Source organism: Methylobacterium sp. ap11 (assembly GCF_900110515.1).
Classification (GTDB): Bacteria; Pseudomonadota; Alphaproteobacteria; order Rhizobiales; family Beijerinckiaceae; genus Methylobacterium; species Methylobacterium ajmalii.
Genome location: NZ_FOEB01000018.1, coordinates 99,259 through 125,502 on the forward strand (window position 1 = coordinate 99,259; position 26,244 = coordinate 125,502).

The 26,244-nt window shown below is 73.1% G+C and carries 2 protein-coding genes (1 of these 2 only partly in view); both read left to right on the forward strand.

What is annotated here, in order from left to right; translation table 11 throughout:
* A complete protein-coding gene (locus tag BMX97_RS33885) occupies nucleotides 1-19,695 on the forward strand; it encodes a calcium-binding protein (protein ID WP_091753513.1) in 19,695 nt (6,564 codons plus the stop codon).
* Nucleotides 19,599-26,244, forward strand: the 5' portion of a protein-coding gene (locus BMX97_RS22710) for a tandem-95 repeat protein (protein ID WP_244538597.1). The gene runs 3,584 nt beyond the window's last position; only the first 6,646 of its 10,230 coding nucleotides appear in the window; it begins with the start codon at nucleotides 19,599-19,601; its stop codon lies beyond the right edge, outside the window. The genes BMX97_RS33885 and BMX97_RS22710 overlap by 97 nt, the downstream gene beginning before the upstream one ends.

A 26,244-nucleotide genomic window follows, 5' to 3' on the forward strand; every position in this document is an offset into this window, starting at 1 on the left:
ATGAAGGTCGAGAACTTCGACCTCGTCGGCAGCTATCTTGGCGCGTTGCAAACCGGGCTCGACCGCCGGGGCACCTTCAACATGGTGTTCAAGGCTGCCAACCCAATCGCCGACCTTCTCGCCCTCATGGCGCCGCTGCTCCACACCGCCATCGGTCAGGGGCTGGCGGCCTCGCTCGGCGGCCTCACCCTCGTCGAGCAGGCCCTCACGCTGTCGGCCGCCACCACCCGCTTCGCCAAGGGCGCCGCCTGGGCCACCGGCACCGACCCCCTCGTCATCGACCTCGACGGCGACGGCATCGAGACCACCGAACTCGCCACCTCCGGCGTCTATTTCGACCTCGACCAGGATCTCTTCGCCGAGCGCACCGGATGGATCGGCGCCGATGACGGCTTCCTGGTCCGCGACCGCAACGGCAACGGCCGCATCGACGACATCTCGGAGATGTTCGGCGGCGTCGGGCGCTCAGGCTTCGCCGACCTCGCGGCGCTCGATTCCGACGGGGACGGCCGCATCACCAAGGCCGACCTGCTCTGGTCCACCCTCCAGGTCTGGCGCGACCGCGACGGCGACGGACAGACCGATGTCGGCGAGCTGATGACGCTGGATGCCCTCGGCATCAGGGAGATCGGCCTGGCCACGCAAGGTCTCGACGCCACCACCCCGCAGGGCACCCGCCTGACCGCCGCCGGCCAGGTCACCTTCGCCGATGGCCGCACCCGCCGCATCTTCGACGCGGTGCTGCCGGCCAACGACACCGACACCCGCTATGCCGGCGAGGCCGGCCGCGCCGCCTGGCAGGGCCAAACCCGCCTCGACCTCAAGGGCTTCGGCCGGATCACCGACCTCGCGGTCGCCGCCGCCAACGACATCGCGCTCGGACAGCGTGACGCCGCCACCGCCGCCGCGATGACGGCGCCGCGGATGCGCGACCTCGTCGCCCAGGTCGGCGACCTGCTCGGCGCCTGGGGGGCGAGCCAGGAAGAGACCCGCGAGCTCACCCCGGTGCTGACCGGCCTCGACGCCGCCGGTGCGCCGGTGCTGCTCGACCGCGGCATCTACGTCGAGGATGCGGCGGGCGGGTACTGGACGCTCGCCTCGGGCGCCGCCTTGCGCGATGCCGCCGGTGCGGTGATCGCCCGCGCCACCCTGGAGGACGTGCTGGCGCAGGGCGCCGGCTGGCGCCTGGAGCAGACCTGGTCGCCTCCCGAGCGCGCCGCGGCGCTCAGCCACCGCGAGGCGGCGCCCTACCTGATGCGGGTGGTGGACGGCCGCGCGGTGATCCTCGATCACGGCGTACGCCAGGCCGATGGCAGCTGGATCCTCGCCTCCGACCCCGGCACCCGCTACGCCAGCGCCGAGGCGATCCTGGCGCTTGCCCATCCGGCGGGCACGGAGTGGCGGCGCGAGGCCTTGGGCTTCAACCCGCTCGCCGCCCTGCCGGTCGACCGGATCGGGGTGCGGTTCACCGACGGGATCGCGGTCGATTATACGGTGCAGGTCACCGACCGCGACGGCACGTTCCACGTCTGGGCGCGCAACCTCGACCGGGCGCTGCAGCTCGAGTGGAAGACCGGCGACAGCCGCGAATTCAACCTGCGCAACGACGCGATCGACGTCGATCACCTCGACGAGGTCGGCTCGACCGATGCCTCGACCTACCGGGTCGAGATGCTGACGCCGGCGCAAGTGCACTTCGCGACCTCGCTCGCGGGCATCGACTTCCGGCCCGAGATGCTGACGGCGCGGCTCGATTCGGCCACCGGGCACCTCGCCTACGCGGTCGGGCCCACGGGGCGGGCCAACCTGTCGGCGGACCCGGCGGCCTACGTCTCGGGCATCGACGCGATGATCGCGCTCTTGCAGCCGGTGATGGAGCAGTACGTCGCGACCTCGCGCCGCTACGCCGTGCGGCTCGCGATGCAGGGCGGCCTCAAGGACGCCTTCGCCGGCATCGCCTACGACGTCGCCTCCGACAGCTACCGGCCGACGACGAACCGCGAGCTCGCGCCGCTCTTCGAGGCGATCTTCCGCCAGGCACCGGCGAGCAACCGGGACGACGCGGTCCTCGACTACCTGACCGGCTGGCACGGCGTGCTGTCCCAGGTCTATCCGGATTACCGCCCCTCGGGCGAGGGCAACCTCGTCGGCAGCACGCTGGCGGTGGACCAGCCCTTCGTGCTGCAGATGCTGCTGCCGGCCTTCGAGACCGTCGGTCTCGATCTCGACATCCGCGGCGTCGCCCACGCGCTCGGCATCAGCGAGGAGCGCCTCGTCACCCATGCGGCCGAGGCGACCGCGGTCGCCGGCACCGGCGGCATCGACTATTTCTACCTGACGAAGGGCGACCAGACCCTGCGCGGCGGGCGCGGCGCCGACGTCTACTTCGTCGGGCGCGAGTCGGGCAACGACGTCGTCGAGGACCGCGACAACGGCGAGGCCGACCAGCTACGCTTCACCGACGTCCTGTCGGACGAGGTCGAGGCGGTGCGCGACGGGCAGGATCTGGTTTTGCACGCCCGCGGACACAACTTTTCGTTGCGTCTTGCCGATCAGTTCCTGGGTGAGTTGAACGGATTGCTGCCCGGCGGCGGCCGGGCGGATTCGGGCGTCGCGTCGATCGTGTTCGCCGACGGGGTGGTGTGGGACCGCTTCCGGATGTCGATGGAGGTCGTCGACAAGGCCCGGGCGGCGGGCGTGTTCAACGACGCGCTGATGGGCTCGGGCTCGGCCGACGTGCTGTGGGGCGGACGCGGCAACGACTACCTGTCGGGTGGCGCGGGCGGCGACATCTACGTCTTCGCCCGAGGCGACGGCCAGGACGTCATCGACGACCAGGGCGCGTTCTCGTTCGGCATCGCCAAGGCGGGCATCGACGTCCTCGCCTTCAAGGGCGGCATCACCGCCGACAACCTCCGGCTGATCCGCGACGGCGAGAGCCAGAACCTCAAGATCGTGATCCTCGACGCGGAAGGCCGCGAGACCGGCGACGCGATCGAGATCGTCGGCCAGTTCGGCGGCGTGCGCACCGGCGTCGGCATCTTCGCGAAGATGCTCGAGAGCAGCGACGGGCTCGATTACGTCTCCCCGAACCTGATCGAGCGTTTCCTGTTCGACGACGGCACCAGCCTCGATTTCGGGCAGATCGTCGAGAAGGTCCTGAAGAACGCCAAGACTGCGGGCGACGACGCGATCTTCGGCATGCTGAACTCGAACACGCTCGACGGCGGCGCCGGCGACGACTTCCTGTCCGGCCGCGAGGGCGACGACACCTACCTGTTCGGCCGCGGCTACGGCCGCGACGTGATCCTCGACAACGGGCTCAACGGCCTGTTCGACCCGCCGGCGCACGACCGGCTCACCTTCATCGACGAGATCCGTTGGACCGACCTCGACTTCCTGCGCGACGGTCCGAGCGACACCCTGCGCCTGCGCGTCAAGGGCACGGGCGACGAGGTGGTGCTGCAGGACTTCCTCGACACGGTGCCGATCTTCGGCTTCGTCAACCTGATCGAGGAGATCGTCTTCGGCGACGGCACCACCTGGAGCGGGTTCAAGCTCGCCCAGCACGTCATCGACGTGGCGCGGACCGTCGGCAACGACACGATCTACGGCTACGACGCGCTCTCGGACGCGATCGACGGCGGGGCCGGCGACGACCGGCTGGTGGGTTTCGGCGGCAACGACGCCTATCGGGTCGCGGCCGGGGAGGGGAGCGACACCATCGTCGATTCCTCGGGCGAGGACCGGGTGGCGTTCGAGGGGATCGCCTCCGGCGACGTCGAATTCTCCCGCACCGCGCTGGACCTCGTCGTCACCGTGCGGGCCACCGGCCAGCGCTTCGTCCTCGAGAACCAGTACGTCCGCGACGGGCAGCAGGCCTTCGCGGTCGAATCCCTGGTCTTCTCCGACCACACCGTCTCGTTCGTCGACGTCAACCCGGAGGACATCGACCTCGTCGGGACCGACGGGGCCGACGCGATCACCGGCTCGGACTTCGCCGAGCGCCTCGACGGCCGAGCGGGCGACGACACCCTGACCGGCGGCGATGGCGGCGACACCTACCTGTTCGACGCCGGCTACGGCGCGGACGTGATCGTCGACCGCCGGGCGCGGGCGGGCTGGAGCGACCGGCGCGGCGTGCGCGTCCCGGTCGACGACGTGGTGCAGTTCGGCGGCGGCATCGCCCGCGACTCGGTCGTGTTCACCAAGGACGGCCAGGACCTGCTGATCTCGCTGAAGGGGCGGCCCGACACCCTTCGCGTCCGGGCGCAGTTCCGCGACGCGGAGGACGGCGTCGAGCTGTTCCGCTTCTTCGACGGCTCGCAGATCCGGATCTCCGACGTCGAGGACCTGTTGCAGATCGCCGGCGGCAACCGCGGCGACAACCTGGTCGAGGGCCTGGTCGACCGGGAGAACGTGCTCGACGGGCGCCAGGGCGACGACACCCTGCACGGCGGCGAGCGCGCCGACACCTACGCCTTCTCGGCCGGCTACGGCTTCGACCGGATCCTGGAGCGGTCTGACCGCGCCGGCATCGTCGACCGGGTGGTGTTCGGCGCCTCGGTGCGCCGAGAGGACCTGCGCGTCGCCCGCCGCGGCGACGACCTCGTGCTCGACCTCGGCAACGGCGTCGACGTGCTGACGGTCGTCGAGGGCCTGACGGACCGCCGGATCGAGCGGTTCGAGTTCGCGGATGGCACCGCCCTGTCGATCGAGGCGATCGTCGACCGGATGCTGGCCGGCACCGACGCCGACGAGCACCTCGTCGGCTTCGACGGCCGCGACGACACGCTCTCGGGCGGGGCCGGCTCGGACGCGCTCGAGGGCGGACGCGGCGACGACACCTACCGCTTCGGCCTCGGCGACGGCCGCGACAGCATCATCGACACCGGCGGCGTCGACCGGGTGATGTTCGGGCAGGGGATCACCCGCGACGTCGTGCGGTTCCGCGCGGTCGGCGACGACCTGGTGGTCGCCTTCGGCGCGGTCGAGGCCGGCCTCGGGGGCGACGACCGTCTCGTGGTGCTGTCGGGCCTGCGCGCCCGGCCGGTCGAGCGGTTCGAGTTCGCGGACGGCACCGCCCTGTCGATCGCGGAGGTGCGCGGCCTGATCCGCGAGGCGCTGCCGAATGCCGGCCAGGACCTCGTCGACCTCGCCGGGCTGCCGGAGGGCGCGGCCCCGCGTCCAGGCGCCGGCCACGACCGGCTGATCCTGGCGGAGGGCGCGAGGGTCGTCGTCGGCCCCGGCGAGGGCATCGACAGGGTCGAGATGTCCGACGGCGTGGAGAACGCCACGGTGCTGCTGGAGGGCGCGACCTCGACCGACGTCGCGGTGCGCCGGGCCTCGCTCGGGTCGCGCGATCTCGTCCTGGCCTTCGCCACCGGCGCGCAGATCGTCGTCCGGGGCGCTCTCGGCTCCGGCCGCCTGCCGGACTTCGCCTTCGCGGATGGCGTCGTCTGGGACGAGGCCGCCCTGATGCGGGCGGCGATCGCCGGCCAGGCCGGCCCGGGCCACGACATCGTCGCCGGCAGCGGCCGGGCCGACACCCTGGCGGGCGGCCCGGGCGACGATTCGCTGAGCGGGGGTGACGGCGACGACACCTACACCTTCGCCCGTGGCGACGGGCGCGACGTCATCGAGGACGCCGCCGGCCGCGACGTGCTCGCCATCGCCGGCTACCGGCCCGACGAGCTGCGGGTGTCGCAGATCGATCCGTCCCGGACCGAGCTGGTGCTCACCTTCGCCGGCTCGGCCGACCAGATCCTCCTGCGCTACACCGCCGACTGGAGCGGGATCGACACCGTCCGGTTCGGCGACGGCACTGCGCTGACGCTGGCGCGCCTGCGCGAGATGGTCACCGCGGCCGGAACCCCTCAGGACGACCGCCTGGTCGGCACCTCCGGCGACGAGACCTTCGAGGGCGGGCGCGGCGACGACGTGATCCGCGGCGGCGGCGGCGACGACGTCTACCGCTTCGGGCGCGGCGACGGCCAGGACCGCATCGAGAGCACCGGAAACGCGGACGGCCGCGGCACGCTGCTGTTCGGGCCCGGCATCGCGCCGGAGGACCTGGACGCGACCCGCGACCGTGACGGCCACGTGGTGCTGACGATCCGCGGCACCGACGACCGCGTCACGCTGGTCGACCCTGCCGGCGACCCGGACCCGGTCGTCGCCGTGATCGCCTTCGCGGACGGGCGGCGACTCGGCTATCGGGCGCTGGCGGCCTCGATCGCGCCGAGCGACCGGGACGACCACGTCGTCGTCCCGTCCGACCTCGCGCAGCCGGGGATCGGCTCCGAGATCGTCGGCGGCGCCGGCAACGACTGGATCGAGGGCGGACGCGGGGCGGACGTCATCACGGGCGGCCGGGGCGACGACCGGCTCGAGGGCGGCGAGGCCGCCGACACCTACGTGTTCGGGCGCGGCGACGGCCAGGACACCATCGCGGATATCGCGACCGCGGATAGCGCGAGCCCCGATCGGGTAAGCTTCTCCGCCGGCATCCAGCCGGGCGACGTCCGGTTCCTGTCGGTCGGGCCGCGCGACCTCGTCATTGGCCTTGCCGGCAGCGACGACCGCCTGACCATCCGGGACATGTTCCGCGCCGGCGGATCGACCGATACGAGCGTCGAGCGGTTCGCCTTCGCCGACGGGACCGTCTGGGAATTCGCCGACATCCTGGCGCGGGCCGCCGCCTCGGCGACCGCGGGGAGCGACACGATCGACTTCGGCGCCCGGTCGGCGGTCGCCGTCACCCTCGACGGCGGCGCCGGCGACGATCTCCTGGCCGGAGGCCGCGGCGACACGACGTACGTGTTCGGGCGCGGCTCCGGCCGCGACACGATCGTCGAGGGGGCCGACTGGACGGAATCGACCGACACGCTGCGGCTCGGCGCCGGCATCGCGCCGGCCGACCTCGTGGTGATGCGCAGCGGCGACGACCTCGTTCTACGCCTCGTCGGCAGCGACGACCGCCTGACCCTGCGCGGGCAGGCCACGGCGAGCGCCCCGCCGATCGACCGCGTGCGCTTCGCCGACGGTACGCAGTGGTCCGCCGCGATGCTGGCGGCCCGGATCCTGCCGCCGGAGGCTGCCGAGCGGGCCCTCGCGCCCGCCCGCGCCGGCGATCCCTTCGCCGATCCGGCGTTCTCCGGCACCGGCAGCGGAACGGGCGCCGGCAGCGCCCTGCGGGCCTCGACGATCGGCCTTGCCCGCTTCCCGACCCGGCTGCGGCCGGTCCACGACCTCGCCGCGGTCGGTTCCGCCTCCTCGCTCGGCGGCGGCCTCTATCAGCTGACCCCCGACAAGGGCTGGCAGGCCGGCACGGTCTGGGGCACGATCGATTTGTCTCAGAGCGTCGTCTGGACGACGCGGATGTATTTCGGCGCAGCCGAGGGCGGGGCCGACGGCGTCGCCTTCGCGCTTCAGAAGACCGGGCCGACCGCGATCCTGCCCTCGGTCTCCCACATGGGCGCCCTGGTCCCCGGCTCCTACGGCATCCTGTTCGACACCTACGGCCAGTGGACCGACTTCAGCCGTATCGTGGTCAACGGCGATGTCGGCAGCGCGAGTGCGGAGCCGCGGCGCGACTTCGAACAGCTCGAGGACGGGACCTGGCACGACGTCGTCATCTCCTGGGACGCGCCGAGCAAGACCTTCGCCTACCGGGTCGACGGCGTGCTGGCCGGCAGCAAAGTGTACGATCCGGTCGCGGCCCTGTTCGGCGGCGAGTCCAAGGTATGGTACGGCTTCGGCGGCGCGACCGGCGGCGCAACCAACGACCAGCGGGTCGAGATCGTCTCGGTCGCCACGGTGGAGGGCCTGGGCGCCGATCCGTCGACGGTTGGGACTGTCGGGCAGATCGGCTCGGGCCTGTTCTCGCGCGAGCTCGCGGGAGCGGCCGCACGCAACACCTACGACGTGTTCGTGCCGCTCGCCCGCTGGGGCGATGGCGTCGACGCGATCACAGACTTCCGCCCCGGCGACACCGGCGACGTCCTGAACGTCGCGGTCGCGCAGGGGCTGCCGGGCATGCTGCTCGCTCGGGCGAGCGGCGCCGACACCCTGGTCTACTTCGTCGAGGAGGGCGTGCGGCGGCTCGAGGATGCGCGCCTGCTGCTGCGCCTCGCCAACGTCCCGGCGGCGAGCCTCACGGCCGTCAACTTCGCGGGTGCCGGCTTCGGTGTCGTCTCAGACCGGTCCGTCGAGGGCACCACTGGGGCCGACCTGCTCCAGGGCGGCTTCGGCAACGACACGCTTCTCGGCCATGCCGGCGCGGACCGGATCGTCGCCGGGCCGGGCAACGACGCGCTGAAGGGCGGCGGCGACGACGACGTCTACGTCTTCTCGCGCGGTGACGGCGACGACACGATCACCGACCGGCGCGACGACTACGACTTCGCCTCCGGCGGCAACGACGCGATCGCGTTCGGCCCCGGCATCGCGCTCGCCGACCTGAGATTCGCCACCGCGGGCAACGACCTCCTCGTCAAGGTGGGAGACGGCCAGGACCGGATCCGCATCGTCTACGGCTTCCGCAATCCGCATTACCGCATCGAGACCCTGCGCTTCGCCGACGGGTCGACGTTGAGCTACGACGCGCTCATGCGCCGGCTAACCACCGGCGGGGCCGGCGACGACGGCCTCGTCGACGATTCCGGTGCAGGCCTGCTGACCGGGGAGGCGGGCAACGACACGCTGTTGGGCTACTGGGGCAACGATACCCTGGTGGGCGGGCGCGGCCGGGACGCACTCCTCGGCGGCGGCGACGACGACGTCTACGTCTTCTCGCGCGGCGACGGCGACGACACGATCACCGACCGGCGCGACGACTACGACTTCGCCTCCGGCGGCAACGACACGATCGCGTTCGGCCCCGGCATCGCGCTCGCCGACCTGAGATTCGCGGCCGCGGGCAACGACCTCCTCGTCAAGGTGGGAGACGGCCAGGACCGGATCCGCATCGTCTACGGCTTCCGCAACCCGTATTACCGCATCGAGACCCTGCGCTTCGCCGACGGCACGACGGCGAGCTACGACGCGATCCTCGACATCCTGACCACCGGCGCGGATGGCGACGACGCGCTCCTCGACGATTCCCGCGCGAGCCTCATCCGGGGCGGGGCCGGCGACGACACGCTGTCGGGCTACTGGGGCAACGATACCCTGGTGGGGGGACGCGGCAACGACGCGCTGAAGGGCGGCGGCGACGACGACGTCTACGTGTTCGAGCGTGGCGACGGCGACGACACGATCACAGACCGGCGCGAGGATTACGACTTCGCCTCGGGCGGCAACGACGCCATCGCGTTCGGCCCCGGCATCGGCTGGACGGATCTCGCGCTCTCGGCCGCAGGCGACGACCTGGTGATCAGGTTCCTCGGCACCGCGGACCGGCTGCGCGTCGTCAACGGGTTCACGAACACCTACTACCGCGTCGAGCAGCTGCGCTTCGCCGACGGCACCGTGAAGACCTTCGCGGACCTTCAGGCCCGCATCGCCGCCGAGGCCGGCGGCCTTTCCATCGCCGGCCGGGCCGGGTCCGGCGGCATCGTGGGCGGCGGGGGTGCCGAGCGCCTCGACGCTTCCGCCTTCGCCGCCGGCATCACCCTGGACGGGCGGGGCGGGCACGACACCCTCGTAGGCAGCGGCGCGGCCGATGTGCTCATTGGTGGCACCGGCAACGACAGCCTGGCGGGCGGCGCGGGCGCCGACGCCTATCGGTTCTCCGCCGGGTTCGGCCAGGATACGATCGAGGAATGGGACTGGTCGAACGCCGACACGACCATCGAGTTCGACGCCTCGCTCTCCGCTGCCGACCTCGTGATCGAGGTCAGCCGCATGTCCTGGGGCGGACGGATCGATTACGGACGGACCCGCCTGAGCTTCGCCGGGACCGAGGACCGGATCGCCATCAACGACCTCGACGCGATCGCCCGGATCCGCTTCGCCGACGGCACCACCCTCGACCGCCAGCAGATCATCGCGCGCTCGGTCGCCTACGGCAGCATCGAGCGCGCGCTCGATTCCTCCGATTTCGGCGTCGCCGACAGGCTTGCGGGCTCGGCACGGGACGAGTCTCTCGACGGCGGCGGAGGCGACGACACCCTGGAGGGCGGCGCCGGCAACGACACCCTGGAAGGCGGCACCGGCAACGACGTCCTGATCGGCGGGACCGGCAACGACGATCTGCAGGGCAGCGCCGGTGCCGACGTCTACCGCCTCTCGGCCGGGTTCGGCCACGACGTCGTCTCGCCCGGCGATGCCGGCCGCGACTGGATCGTGTTCGACGCCACCGTCGACCGCGCCGACATCGTGGTGCGGCGGCCCGCCAGGCCGTGGGATGCCGGCGAGCTCTCCGATACGCTGCTCGTCGGTCTGCGCGGGACCGCGGACGTCGTGGAACTGCCCGACGCGCTGCGGGAGGGCGCGGACGCCGTCGCGGGGATCCGCTTCGCCGACGGGACGGTCCTGACGCTCGCCGACCTCGCCGCGGCGGCGGTTCCGGCCGGTGGCCTGGTGCAGCGTGGCGTGCCCGCCGACGACCGCCTCGCGGGAACCGCGGCGGCAGACACCCTGATCGGCTGGGCCGGCCGCGACACGCTGACGGGCGGGGCGGGGTCCGACCTGCTCGTCGGCGGCGACGGCGCCGACGTCCTGGAGGGTGGGGCCGGGTCCGACACGCTCATGGGCGACAGCGGCGGCGACACCTACCGCTTCTCCGCCGGCTTCGGCACCGACTCGATCCGGGACCGGCGCGAGGAGGGGATGGTCGACGCGATCGTCTTCGACGCGACCGTGACGGCGGCGGACATCGCGGTCCAGGTCTCGCCGGACGGCTGGGGCCTGACCCTGCGCTCGCGGGTGTCCGACGACGCGATCACGCTCGAAGCGGCCTGGTTGAACGGGGCCTACGGTGTCGACGAGGTCCGCTTCGCCGACGGGACCGCCTGGACCCGCGACCAGCTGCGGGCCATGGCCGCGGCGGCGCCCGGCATCGCGCTCGCCGGCAGCGAAGCCGACGGGACGCTCGCCGGTTCGGCCTTCGACGACGTCATCACCGGTGGAATGGGCGACGAATTGCTCCTCGGCGGGGCCGGCAACGACAGCCTGCAGGGCGGATGGGGCGACGACACGCTCGAGGGCGGCAGCGGCAACGATACGCTCGACGGCGGCTACGGCGAGGGCGCCGACACCTATCGGTTCTCCGCCGGATTCGGCCAGGACCTGGTTCGGGTCGCTTCTTCCTCCTATGGGCACGGCTACGGCCCGCGGGACGCCGACGTCGTGGCGTTCGACGCCACGATCGCAGCGGCCGACGTCCGGCTGGCCTCGCGCGGGATGCACCCCGCGGACGGCATCGTGCTGACGATCGCGGGCAGCACGGACAGCCTCGAGATCATCGGCTTCGACGACCTCGACACGATCAGCTTCGCCGACGGCACGGTCTGGTCCTACGCCGACATGTCGGCCAGGCTCGCGGACCCGGAGGGCGTCGAGCGGCATGGCGACCAGGGCAGCGAACTCCTCGGCACGGAGGGACCGGACGGTCTCGACGCGATCCCGGACAGCGCCTCACACCTCTCCGGCCGCGGGGGCGACGACACGCTTCGCGGCTCAAGGGTAGAGGACACCCTGGAGGGCGGCGGCGGCGACGACCGGCTGGAAGGCGGCGAGGGCGCCGACACCTATCGGTTCTCCGCCGGCTTCGGCCAGGACACGATCGCCGAGGCGTGGGGCGCGGCGGACATCGTCAACCACATCGTCTTCGACGCGACGATCACCCGGGGCGCCCTCGTCGTCGAGCGGCCGAGCAATGAGTACGGTCCGTCGAGCGACATCGTGCTGCGGATCGCCGGGAGTGAGGACCGCATCACCCTGCGGAACGGGTTCGGCGCGCCGGGCTACGAGATCCGCTACGACATCCGTTTCGCCGACGGTACGACGGTCACACCTGCCGAAATCGAAGCGGCGGCGGTCGAGGTCGCGCCGTCGACGCTATCGGGTGACCAGAGCGGCATCCCGATGATCGGCGGGGCGACCGACGACGTGATCCGCGGCTCGGCCGGCGCCGACACCATCGAGGGGCGGGGCGGCAACGACGCGCTCCAAGGCCTGGAGGGCGACGACGTGCTCACCGGCGGCGCGGGGAGCGACACGCTCTACGGCGAGGCCGGCAGCGACACCTATGTCTTCTCGGCCGGATCCGGCGAGGACTGGATCTACGATTCCGCTGCCGCCGGCGAGCGCAACGTTATCGTGCTCGACGCCTCGGTCGACCCGGGGCAGGTCGAGATCTGCGCCCGGGCCTCCGACCTTTGGGGCAGCTTCTCCGTGTCGGTCGCCGGCCGCGAGGACCGGATCTGGGTCTCGCGCTCGGGCCACGACGCGGTGATCGCCGAGATCCGCTTCGCGAACGGGACCGTCTGGAGCGCCGCCGACATCGAGTCGCGGCTGACCTACGTCGAGGCTCCGACGATCGCCGGCTCGACCGGCGGCGCGCGCGTCGTCGGCACCGCCGGCAGCGATACCCTGACCGGTACCGCCGGGCCGGACGAGATCGACGGGACCGGATCCCTCCGGTGGCTGCCGGTCGGCGACAACCTTCTGGTCAACGGCAGCTTCGAGCAGGGGGCGGCCGACGCCGCCAAGCCGTGGTGGGGCGAGGCCTCGACCAGCCTGCCCGGCTGGACGCGCCTCGATAGCAACCAGCCCGCCACCGCCCGCGGCTTCCAGCGCGTCGCCTCCGGCGTGGACCGGGTCGCGGCGAGCGACGGGACCTACTGGCTCGACCTCGATGCCGATCCGGGCCCGGGGGGCAGCGGCAACGTGCATCTCGCCCAGGACGTCCAGGGCCTCGCCGAGGGCGAGGCGATGCTGATCCGCTTCGATTCCGCCAACCGCGCCGCCAGCGCCACCGGCGCGTTCGAGGTCCTGTGGAACGGCGCCGTCGTGGCGAGCGTCGTCGAGGGTGACAACCGGATGCGGGCGGGGGCGGTGCTGGTCACCGCCAGCGCCGGCACCAACCGGCTCGGCTTCCGCGGCATCGGATCGTCGGACGGATACGGCGCCTCGCTCGACAACGTCCGGCTCACCCGGGCCGAGGGGATCGCCAGCGCCGACGTCGGACACGACCTCCTCTCGGGCTTCGAGGGCGACGACACCTTGCGCGGCTCCGGCGGCGACGACACGATCGCGGGCGGCGGCGGCCAAGACGTCCTCGACGGCCGCGACGGCAACGACGTTCTCGACGGCGGCGCCGGGAACGACACCCTGACGGGCGGGCGCGGGGTCGACCGGCTCGCGGGCGGCGCGGGCAACGACATCTACCACTTCTCGCCCGGCGACGGGCGCGACACGATCACCGACACCGCGGGGACCGACCGCATCGTCTTCGCGAGGGGAATCGCGCCGGCCGACGTGACCGTGCGGCTCCTGGGCGATGCGACGACCCTGGCGCTCGTCCTCCGCGGCGGCGACGACCGGATCACGATTGCCGACGCCGCCTCGATCGAGATCATCGCCTTCGCCGACGGCACGGTCTGGACCCGCGACGACCTCGCGGCGCGGTGGAAGACCGCGACCGCGGACGCCGACGTCATCCTGGGCACCGGCCCCGACGAGATCCTGGCGGGGGGCGCCGGTGACGATCGGCTGATTGCCGCCGGCGGCCGCGACACTCTGCTCGGCGAAGCCGGCGACGACGTCCTCACCGGCTCCGCCGGCGCCGACCTTCTCGACGGCGGCTCCGGCAACGACACCCTGGCGGGTGGGACCGGAGACGACGTCTATCGCTGGGGCCGCGGCTCGGGCAACGACGTGCTCACGGAGGGCGGCGGGACCGACCGCGTCGAGATCGGCGCCGGCGTCGCGCCGAGCGACCTGCGCGTGAGCATCCGTGGCGCGACGAGCCTGGTGCTGTGCCTGCGCGACACCGGCGAGGAGCTGGTGCTCACCGACATCCTCTCCGCCGCCGCGAACGCGATCGAGAGCGTCGTCTTCGCGGATGGGACGGCCTGGTCCGCGGCGGACATCAGGAACCTGTCCTATGCCCGCGGCGACGGTGACGACGTCACGGCGGGCAGCGCCGGTGCGGATCGGATCGACGGCGGGGCCGGCAACGACGTCCTCGACGGTCTCGAGGGCGACGACGCGCTCGCCGGCGGCGACGGGGACGACGTCCTGCGCGGGGGGCGCGGGGCGGACCGGCTGGCGGGCGGGCGCGGCCGCGACACCCTCGTGGGTGGCGCCGGCGCGGACCTCTATCTCTTCACGGCCGGGGACGGCGCCGACACGATCGACGAGCGGGGCGACGGCGCGTTCGACACCTTGCGGATCGCCGGCCACGCCCTCGAGCGGATCCGCTTCGGCGCCCGCGGCCGCGACCTCGTCATCCGCTTCGCGGACAGTGCCGACCGCATCACTGTGCTGGGCGGTCTCGGCGACGAAGTGGGCGCGCGCCTGGACTCCGTCGAGGTCGCGGATTCGGGCCTCGTCCTGTCCCTGGACGAGATCCGCGCACGCCTGGTGGACGACGTCGCGGCCGGCGGGCGGTGGCTCGCGGGCGGCCTCGGCGACGACAGCCTGACCGGCGGCGACGGCGACGACGTCCTGCGGGGCGGGGAGGGCGCGGACGTCCTCGCCGGTGGCGGGGGCGACGACCTCTTCCTCGACCTGTCCGTCGACGGCTCGACCGATACCCTGACGGGCGGCGACGGCCGCGACATCTACGCGTTCCTGCCCGTGGGCGGGGAGGGCGCGATCGTCGCCGACGTGATCACGGACTTTCGGGCCGGGCCCGGCGGCGACGTCATCCGGCTCGCGATGGCCCATCCCAACCCGTTCGAGGCCGGCCTGATCCGGCTCGGCCAGTCGGGCGCCGACACGCTCGTCCTGCGCCGCGCGGCCAGCGGACCCGACGAGGTGCTGGTGCGCCTCCTGGGCGTCGAGGCGACGGCGCTGACCGCGGCGAATTTCGACGGCGTCCCGGTGACGGTCGACAACGCCGTCAGCCTCGGCGACGACGACGGCGGCCACCGCCTCGACGGCTCCGCCTCCGACGACCGCATCTTCGGCAACGGCGGGGCGGACACGATCCGGGGCTTGGCCGGCAACGACCGCCTCGCCGGCGGCACCGACGGCGACCTCATCGATGGGGGACTCGGCGACGATCAGATCGCGGGCGAGGAGGGAGCCGACAGGATTGTCGGCGGCGGCGGCAGCGACGTCATGGCCGGCGGCGCGGGCGACGACGTCCTCGTCGGCTACGGCGACGGCAGCCTCGCGACCGATATCGACGTGTTCGCGGGCGGGCGCGGCGACGACCGGCTCGCCGGCGGGACCGGGACGGACACCTATCGCTTCGCCCGCGGCGACGGGCGCGACACCCTCTCGGACCTCGGCGGCACCGACCGCATCGTGTTCTCGGGCATCGCCAGCGCCGAGGTGAACGTCGTCCAGGTCGGGCGGGCCGTGGAGCTGCGCATCGCCGAGGATGGCGGCCGCATCCGGATTCTCGGCGCGCTCGACGGCGCCAGCGCCATCGAGACGATCACCTTCGCGGATGGGAACTGGAGCTGGAGCGACGTGCTGGCGCGCGCGCAGAAGGGCGGCGACGGCGGCGACCGGCTGGCCCTCCCGACCCGGCGCGAGGACAACCTCCTGACCAATGGCGGCTTTGCCGCCTACGCGTCGGACGAGGTGCTGGAGGATACCGGCGGGACGCTGCGCCTGCGCACGATCCCGGGTTGGACCGAGGCGGCCGGCCGGGCCTTCCGCTACCGTCCCGATGGGAGCGCCGACGGCTACGCCGTCGACATGGAGGCGTTCCTCGCCCACATGGACGTGAGCCAGGTCGTCCCCGGCCTGCGGGCCGGGGAGCGGCTCGTGCTGCACTTCGATTACGGCCTGCCGGCGGAAGCCGGGACACGTGGCCTCGAGGTTATGTGGAACGGCGCGACCGTCTCCGCGCTCACCGCCGACCAAGCCGAGCCGCGCATGGCGACCGTGATCCTCACGGCGGGCGGTGGCAGCGACACCCTGCGCTTCCGGGCGACCGGCGACCGCTCGACGGCGGGAATCCTGCTCGACGACGTACGCCTCTTCGCGGCCGGCGGCCGGGCGGGCGGCAGCCTCTCGGGCGGGTCCGGGAACGACGATCTCCTCGGCGGCCCCGGCGACGACACGCTGTCGGGCGGCGCCGGCAACGACACCCTTTCGGGCGGCGCCGGGGACGATACCTACCTGTTCGCCCGGGGCGACGGGCAGGACCTGATCCGCGACGGGGTCGGGACCGATACCCTCGCCTTCGCGGCCGGCATCCTGCCGGGCGAGGTGCGGGTCGTGGACGGCGCGCAGACCCTCGTCCTCGAGCTCGCCGGGACCGGCGACCGCATCGACCTCGGCGCCCCGGCCGGTGCCGACATGGCCGTCCGCCGGGTCACCTTCGCGGACGGCACCGTCTGGACGGCGCAGACCCTCGCCGCGCTCGCCCGCGCCGGGACCGACCGCGACGATCTCCTGCGCGGCGGAGCCGGCGACGACGCCCTGTCGGGCGGGGCCGGCGACGACCTGCTGGTCGGGCTCTCGGGCGCCGATACCCTCGACGGCGGCGCCGGCCACGATCGCCTCGAAGGCGGCGCCGGCGACGACACCTACCTGTTCTCCGCCGATGGCGGCCACGACCGGGTCCTCGACACCGGCGGCATCGACGCTGTGGTCCTCGCGGCCGGCCTCGCTCCCGCCGACATCGCCGTGGTCCAGAGCCGCGACGGGGCCGACCTCGCCCTGGTCGCCAAGGCGACAGGCGCGCGCCTCACGATCGAGAACGCGCTCGGGAGTGGCCGCATCGAGGCCGTGCGCTTCGCCGACGGCACGGTGTGGACGACCGCCGACCTCATCGCCCGGGCCCCGACCTTCGGCGACGACGCCCTCACCGGCGATGCCGGTGCCGACACGATGACGGGCGGCCTCGGCAACGACAGCCTGTCCGGCGGCGCGGGCGACGACGTCTACCGCTTCGCCCGCGGCGACGGCAGCGATGTCATCCACGACCGGTCCGGGTCCGGGGCGGACCGCCTCGAGATCGGCGGCTACGCCGCCGCCGAGGTCGGCTTCCACCGCCTGACCGCCGATGGCAACGACGTGGCGATCCGGTTCTCCGGCACCACCGACCAAATCGTCGTCGTCGACGCGCTGGCGTCGAACGGCGCCGGCATCGAGACCGTGGCCCTCGCCGGCGGACCGTCCTATTCGGTCGCCGACATCCGCCGCGCGGTCCTCGCCAGCCGCATGGGACCGGGCGACGACCTCGTCATCGGCACCGACGGCCCCGACACGCTCGCAGGCGGGCGCGGCGCCGACCTCCTGCGCGGCGCCGGCGGCGACGACATCTACCTCTACCGGCGCGGCGACGGCGACGACCGCATCGAGGCGGTCGGCGCCGGCACCGACCGGGTGAGCCTCGCCGACTACGCGCCCGGCGACGTCGTCTCGGCGCTACGCGCCGGCCCCGACAGCCACGACCTCGTCGTCACCCTGGCGGGGGCGGGCGACCGGCTGGTGCTGATCGACGCCCTGCATCCCTCGAACGGGACGCAGGGCAGCCTGTCGCTGGTCTTCGCCGACGGCACGGTGTGGGACCGCGACGCCATGCGGGCGCGGGCACTCGCCGACATCGACGGATCCGGCGACGACACCGTCAATGGCTTCGAGGCGGCGGACGTCTTCGCGGCCCGGCCCGGCAACGACCTCCTGGCGGGCCTCGAGGGCGGGGACCTCTACGGCTTCGGCGCGGGGTCCGGGCACGACACCGTGACGGATTCCGGCACCTCCGGGACCGATCGGATCGAGATCCGCGACTTCGCCTCGACGCGGGCGCAGGTCGAGCAGCTCTATCGTGGCTCCGAGGCCGTGGTGCTGCGCTTCACGGGCGCGCCGTCCGACAGCCTGACGGTGCTCGGCGCGCTCGCGCCCGACGGACGGGGCATCGAGCGCTACAGCTTCGCGGACGGCGTCGTCTGGACCAAGGACACCCTGCGCGAGATCCTGGGCAACCGAGCCCCCGTCGCCGTCGACGATGGCTTCTACTCGGTGAGGACCGGCGACGAGATCGTCATCGGGGCGGCCGACCTCCTGCGCAACGATTTCGACGCCGACGGCGACCGCCTGCGCCTCGTCGCAGCCGAGACCGCCGCCACCGGCCTCGTCGCGCTCGACGAGCGGGGCGACCTGCGCTACCGGGCGGTCGGCGGGTTCTACGGCCCGACCTCGATCACCTACACGGTCGCGGACGGGCGCGGCGGCTTCGCCAACGCCACCGTCGACGTCCGGGTGCGCCCGATCGCGACCGCGCGGGCCGACGACGGCTTCGCCGTCGCGGAGGACTCCGCTCTGGCGATCCGGGTCGAACGCCTGCTCGCCAACGACCTCGACGGCGACCGCATGGTCGTCGGCCAGGTCTACGGCGCGGTGAACGGCTCGGTCGCCCTGGCGAGCGACGGCAACATCACCTTCACCCCCTCGGCCGACTTCAACGGTACCGCCGCATTCGTCTACGCGGCGAACACGCCCGAGGGCGGCCGTGCCGAGGCGACGGTCGCGATCCGGGTGACGCCGGTCAACGACGCGCCGGTCGCCCGCGCCGACGTGGCGGAAGCGGTCGCCGAGGGCACGCGCTTCACCCTCGACCCCCGCGCGCTCCTCGCCAACGACGCCGACATCGACGGCGACACGCTCACCGTCCGGGCGGTGCAATCCAGCGCCGACATCGCGGTGTCGATCGGCGAGGACGGGCTGATCCAGGTCGTCCCGCGCGCCTATTACTGGGGCGAGGCGACGTTCGCCTACACGATCGCCGATGCTACCGGTGCCACCGCGACCGGGCAGGTGCGGTTCACCGTCACCCCGGTCAACGACGCGCCGGAGCCGAAGGACGATCGGTTCGAGACCACGGATGCCGGGGCGCCGATCCGCGAGGACAACCCGATCGTCATCGGCGCCGACCGGCTGCTCGCCAACGACGTCGAGCACGATGGCGAGACGATGACGCTGACGGCCGTGCGCGGCGTGCGCGGCGGGAGCCCGCAACTCCTCGAGAACGGCACCGTGCTGTTCACGCCCTACGGCGACTTCAACGGCGAGGCGGCCTTCGACTACCGGGTCGAGGACGGGCATGGCGGCGTCGCCTGGGCCCGGGCGACCCTTGTCTATCAGGCGGTCAACGACCTGCCGGTCGCCGCCGACGACAGCTACGCCGACCGGTCGCTGCCGATGCTGCGCGGCCGCGAGGACCAGGCGATCGAGATCGCGATCGCCGAGCTCCTGAAGAACGATGTCGATCCCGAGGGCTTCTCGGTCCGCTTCGAGAGCGCCGGGAGCGCCGTCCACGGCGACGTCCGGGTCACCGACCACGGCACCGTCGTGTTCACCCCGGACGCCGATTACTGGGGCGAGGCGACCTTCGCCTACCTGGTCTCCGACCGCGAGGGCGCCGTCGACGGCGCCACCGTGACCCTGTGGTTCGAGAATGTCGGCGACGCCCCCCGGTGGCGCGGCCCGACGTGGTCTACGCCAACGAGGACATCCCGGTCGTCATCCCGATCGCCGCCCTGCTCGCCAACGACGGCGACATCGACCGCGATCCGCTGCGGTTCGTCGGCTGGCGCGAGACGACGTTCCTCGACGCCCTGACGTACGGGGGCGACGCCGGGGGCAAGCTGAACGGCACGGTCGCCTACGACGGCGCCGGCAACCTGGTCTTCACGCCGAACCGCGACGCCAGCCGCAGCTCCGGCCTCGTCTACCGGATCACCGACGACGCCGACGGAGAGGCCGACGGCTACCTCGACATCGTCATCGTGCCGACGAACGACGACCCGACCGTCGGCGAGGACGAGGGCTTCGTCACGCCCCTCGGCGTGCCGCTGGTCCTGCGCGCGGCGGACCTCCTGGCGAACGACTTCGACATCGAGCAGGCCGACCACGACGGCGACGGCACGATCGACGACGACCTCGACGATCCGCGCCGCCCCCGTCCGACCTTCGACGGCGTCGAGGGCGTCTACGACGCCGAGGCGCTGGCCCTCGGGCAGCGGATCCCGCGCGGGGAGGCCGAGGTGGTGGCCTGGGCCGGCGAGACCTTCGTGGTCGTCCGGTTCGCCGAGGGCTTCAGCGGTGCGGTGGCGGTCGAGTATCGCATCCGCGACGCAGACGGGGCGACCGATACCGGGCTCGCCAAGGCCCGGGTCGGCGCGGCCTATGATGGCACGCTGCGCGGCTCCAGCCTCCCCGACCTCGTCGCCGGCAGCGCCGGGGCGGACGCGATCCGTGCCTTCGCGGGCAGCGACCTCGTGCGGGCAGGCGCGGGCGACGACCGGATCGAGGCCGGCGACGGCGACGACCGGATCGAGGCCGGGGCGGGCGACGACTGGATCGACGGCGGCCGGGGGTCCGATCGGATCGACGGCGGGGACGGCGTCGACACGGTGAGCTTCGAAAACTCCGACATCGGCATCCGCGCCGATCTCGAATCCCGCATCGGCCAGGGCGGCACCGCGCAGGGCGACACCTATCTGGGCATCGAGGCGCTGACCGGCTCGCGCTTCGCCGACCAGCTCGGCGGCGATGCCGGGGCCAACCGCCTCGAGGGCCTCGAGGGCGACGACCTCATCGAGGGCCGCGGCGGCGACGACAGCCTGGTCGGTGGCGCGGGCGACGACGTGCTCGCCGGCGGCGCCGGGGCCGACACCCTGGAGGGCGGTGCGGGCCGCGACACCGCCGACTACGCCTTCGGTACGGTCGGGATCGCGGTCTCGCTCACGACCGGAAGCGCGCGCGGCGGCGACGCCGAGGGCGACGTGCTCGCCGGGATCGAGAACCTCGCCGGCACTGACGCAGCCGACACCCTGGAGGGCGACGCAGGCGGAAACGTCCTCTCGGGCGGGCGCGGCGACGACCTGCTGCTCGGGGGGGCGGGCGACGACACCCTGATCGGCGGGCGCGGGGCCGACCGGCTCGCGGGCGGCGAGGGGATCGACGTCGCCGACTACACGCTCTCGGCCGAGGGCGTCGCCGTCGACATGGCGGACGGCGCGGCGGGCGGCGGAGACGCCGCCGGCGACGTCTTCTCGGGCATCGAGATCGTCCAGGGCTCCTACCACGACGACACGATCCGCGGGGATGCGGGCGACAACCGTCTCCGGGGCGGGCGCGGAGCGGACCTCCTCGACGGGCGGGGCGGCTTCGATACCGCCGATTACGGCCGCGCCGACGAAGGCGTGAGCGTCGATCTCGCGACGGGCCGCGGCACCGGCGGCGAGGCCGCGGGCGACCGCCTCGTCGCGATCGAGGGACTCCTCGGCTCGCTCCACGCCGACCGCCTCGCCGGTTCGGCCGCCGACGAGCGTTTCCAGGGCTCGCGTGGCGACGATACCCTCGCGGGCGCCGCCGGCTCGGATACCTACCTGTTCGGCTTCGACGACGGGCAGGACCTCGTCGTCGAGGAAGGGAAGGCCGCCGACACCGACCGCCTGGTCCTCGCCGCGGGAATCGCGCCGCGGGATGTCTCGGTGGTGCGCGAGGGCGACGACCTGCTGCTCGAGTTCGAGCGCCAGGACGGCTTCCTCGTCGACACGGTGCGGGCGCGCGGGCATTTCCTCGGGCGCGAGACCGGCCTCGAGGAGGTCGTGTTCGCGGACGGCACGGTGTGGACGCGGGAACGCCTCGACACCTTGCAGCGCCTCGGCCGCTTCAACGCCGCCGACGACGTCGTGCGCTTCGCCCGCGAGGACGAGCTGATCGTCATCGATCCGGCCCTGCTGATGCGCAACGACGCCGACGGCGAAACGGGGGCTCTCACTCTCGTGGGCGTCGGCGATGCGGTGAACGGCAGCGTGGCCTTGACGCCGGACGGCCGCATCGCGTTCCTGGGCGCGCCGAACGTCAACGGCGACGCCTTCTTCACCTACACGGTGCGCGATGCGTTCGGCCGCGAGTCGAGCGCCCGGGTCGAGGTCGACCTGGCGCCGGTGAACGATGCGCCTGTGGCGGTCGACGACCCCCTCGTCCCCGCGGTCGAGGACCGGATCCTGCGCATCCGCATCGAGACGCTGCTGGCCAACGACAGCGACGTCGACGGGGAGTTCGAGGGCCTGCACATCGCGGCGATCGGCCCGCTGACCAACGGGGCCGGCGTCGAGATCGACCGCTACAAGGAGCTCGACTACGCCTTCGCGGCCACCAACGCGACCGCGCGGCTCAGCGGCGACTACCTCGAATTGCGGCTGCGCCCCGACTATTTCGGGCCGGCGGGATTCGTCTACACGCTGAGCGACGCTTCGGGGGCCACCGCGACCGCCCGGGTCGAGATCGCGATCGCCCCGGTCAACGACGCGCCGCGGGACCGCGACCGGAGCCACGAGATCCGCCTCGGCCGCGACGCGGTCCTCACGGTCGCCGACCTCCTGGCCGACGCCTACGACATCGAGGGCGACGGCATCACCTTCGTGGGCCTGCATGCCGGCCTCGACGGCGAGCCCGGCCGCAACGGCCGCGCGATGATCGACGCGGCGTCGGGCACCATCACCTTCACCCCGCTGGCCCTCGGGGAGGCCAGCCTCGCCTACGACGTCGTCGACGCCCGCGGGGCCGCCGCGACGCTGACCTACGACTTCCGGGTCCGGCCGCTCAACGACGCCCCGCGGGCCGGGAACGATTACGGCCTGCGTACGCTCGAGGACCAGGCGCTCGTCATCGATCCGGCCACGCTGCTGGCAAACGACAGCGACGAGAACGGCGACACCCTCGTGATCGCTGGCGTCTCGCGCTTCGCCGAGGGCGGCAAGGTCCGCCTGCGCGACGACGGCCGGATCGAGTTCCGGCCGACCGCGGACTACAACGGCGCGGCCGGCTTCGCCTACACGGTCTCGGACGGGCGCGGCGGCACCGCGACCGCCCGCGTGGCGATCACCGTGCTTCCCCGCAACGAAGGCCCGGTGTTGCGCAACGACCGCGTCGGCGGGATCGAGGACGGCCCGTCCGTCGTCATCCCGGCCGAGGCGTTCGGCAACGATGTCGAGCCGGACGGCGACGTGCTGTTCTTCAAGCGCGCCGTGGTGCTCGGCCGGGTCGACCACCGCTTCCTGTCCGCGGGCTTCACGGCCGACGCGGCGCTCGCCGACGGCTCGGCGCTGCCGTCCTGGCTGCGCTTCGATCCCGCGACCCTGCGCTTCTCCGGCGAGCCAGCCGGCACCGCGCCGGTCGCGGTCGACGTCTGGGTCACCGATCCGGCGAACGGGCGGGTGTTCAACACCCGCCTCTCCCTGACCGAGACGATGATCCGGCAGGGCTTCGATGCCCGCGCCCTCGTTCTCGACGGCTACGAGATCCGGCGCCCCTTCGCGGTGTCGTACGCCTTCGGCGCCGACGATCTCGACGCGCAGACCCGCGTGACGGCCTCCCTGGCCGACGGCGCCGCGCTACCGGGATGGCTGCGTTTCGACGCCGCCGCCCTGCGTTTCACCGGCACGCCGCCGGCCGGGACCGCCGGCCCGATCGTGGCGCACCTGACCTTCACGCGGCCGGGCCCGGCCGGGGGCGAGCCCATCGTCTTCCGGGACGAGGTCGTCCTCGATCCCGCCGCCCTGCCGGCCGGCATCGCCTACGACAGCCGCATCGCCCTGTTCGATACCCGGGCCGGGACCGTCTCGGCGGTCGTCGCGGGCGGGCGGCCGCTGCCGGACTGGCTGTCCTTCGACACGGTGACCCGGCGGATCGGCCCGAGCGGCTTCCCGCCCGAGGAGGGGGCGTCGGGGGTGCGCCTTCAGGTGGTATTCGCGCCCGGTCCGCGCGTCCTGCCGGACGGCGTCGTAGCCGCGAGCGACCGCGGCTTCACCCTCGAATTCGTCGTCGATCCCGCCCGCGACCTCGACGGCCAGGTCACGGCGATCAACCGGATCCTCGCCGGCGACGCCTACTTCGCCGCGCAGGGCCTGTTCGCCCTCGACCTGGAGGATGCAGGCCCGATCACCGCCGCCCGCGAGAGCGGCGCGCCGCTGCCGTCGTGGCTGGCCTTCGACCCGGCGACGCTGGGCTTTTCCGGATCGCCGCCGCCGGCCTTCGTCGGCGCCGTGCCGGTCCGCCTCGACGTCGCGGCCGGGGCGGGGAGGCCCGCCCTGTCGGTGATCACCGAGGCCCTGGTCGACGACACCGTGAAGCTCGTCGGGCTCGCGGCCGGCGTCGTCGCGGCACCGGGCGAGCTCCGGCTCGGCCTGCCGCAGGATTTCGACGGCACCATCGTCCTGAGCTACGACGCGGTAGACGAGAAGGGCGGGGCGTCGCAGAAGCCCGCCCTCGTCTTCTACGACGTCGCGCCGGCGCGCGAGCGTCCGGATGCGGTCGCCGACGCCTTCGCGGGCCGCGAGGGCGAGAGCACCCGCTTCGCGGTGACCGACCTGCTGCGCAACGACTTCGACCGCGACCGCGACCGCCTGCGTGTCCTCGCCCTCGGGCAGCCGGCGAACGGCCGCGTTCGGCTCGAACTCGCCCGCGCCGTGCTGGCGGCGCCCGACGACCTCGCGCCGCGACCGGGCGCGAGCTTCACGGCGAGCCTGGCCGACGGTACGCCGCTCCCGTCCTGGCTGGCCGTCGACGGGTCGACCGGCACGATCTCGGGCGAGGTGCCGCTCGCCTTCCTGGACAGCCTCGCGATCCGCCTCACCCGGACCTTCGACGGCCTCGCGACGAGCCGCACGGCCGTCCACCGCTTCGACGGCTATGCCGGGGCGCGGGCCGTCTACGCCCCGGCCCCGGACTACTCGGGCGAGGACCGCTTCACCTACGTCGTCACCGACGACCGGGAGGGGGCGTCGACGGGCACGGCGGTCGTCCGCGTCGCGGCCCTGTTCGACCCGCCCACCGCCGTGGCGGACGACGTGGCGGCCCGCGAGGACACGCCCCTCGTCATCGATCCGCGGGCGCTGCTCGCCAACGACACCGACGTCGACGGCGACCCGATCCGGTTCGTCGGGGTCGCCAACGCCCGGCACGGCAGCGTCGCCTTCGACGGCGCCCGCATCCTGTTCACGCCGGAGCGCGACTTCGACGGCGAGGCGGCCTTCGAGTACGTCGTCACCGACGACCGCCATGGATCGAGCACCGGCCGGGTCCGGGTGGCGGTGGCCTCGACCAACCGCGCCCCGGTCGCGCAGGCCGACGGTTTCGCAGTGCAGGAGGACGTGCCGTTCACCTTCACCACGGCGCAGCTCCTCGCCAACGACGGCGACCCCGATGGGGACGCGCTCACGTTCCAATCGCTGTCGCGCAAGGCCGAGGGCGGGCGCATCGTCGAACTGACCGACGGGCGCTGGCAGTTCGTGCCCGAGGAGAACGTCGTCGGCCCCGTCCGCTTCGCCTACACGATCGGCGACGGGCGCCGTCTCTCGACGGGCGTGGTCACCTTCACGGTCGCGCCGGTCAACGACGCGCCGATCGCCAACCCCGACGGCGCCGGCACCGCCAACGATCCGAGGGGCGTGTTCCGCACCACGCGGGACCGGACCCTGACCCTCGACCTCGCGGTCCTCCTCGCCAACGACCGCGATGTCGAGGGCGACGGGTTCGCGATCGTCGAGGTGTTCGACGGCGACCAGGGCAGCGTGGTGCGCGACGGCGCGACCGCGGTGTTCACCCCGAAGGCCGGCTATGTCGGCGATGCCGGCTTCCACTACCGGGTCGCCGACGTGCACGGCGCCTCGAGCGTCGGCTACGCGACGCTGCTCGTGGCGCCCGACGCACCGCTGCCGATCCCGGTCTCGGATACCGGCTTCGAGATGCTCGAGGACCGGTTCATCGACATCGATCCCGCCGCCCTGATGGCGAACGACGTCGTGCCCGAGGGCTCGGTCCTGACCTTCGTCGGGCTCGAGGGCGCCGAGCGGCGCGCCGACGGCACCTATCGGGTCACCCCGCGCGCCGATTTCAACGGCGACCTCGTCCTCGTCTACGCGGTCAAGAACGAGCAGGACTTCCCGGTCGAGACGACCGTGACGATCCGGGTGCTGCCGGTCGCGGACGCGCCGGTCGCCCGACCCGACGCCCTAGCGCTGCGCGAGGACACGCCGCTCACGCTGTTCGCGAGCCAGCTCCTCGCCAACGACGCCGACGCCGATGGCGAGGCGATCGTGTTCACCCGGATCATCGGCAGCGCCGGGGTTTCCGTCGCCGATCTCGGTTTCGGCCAGC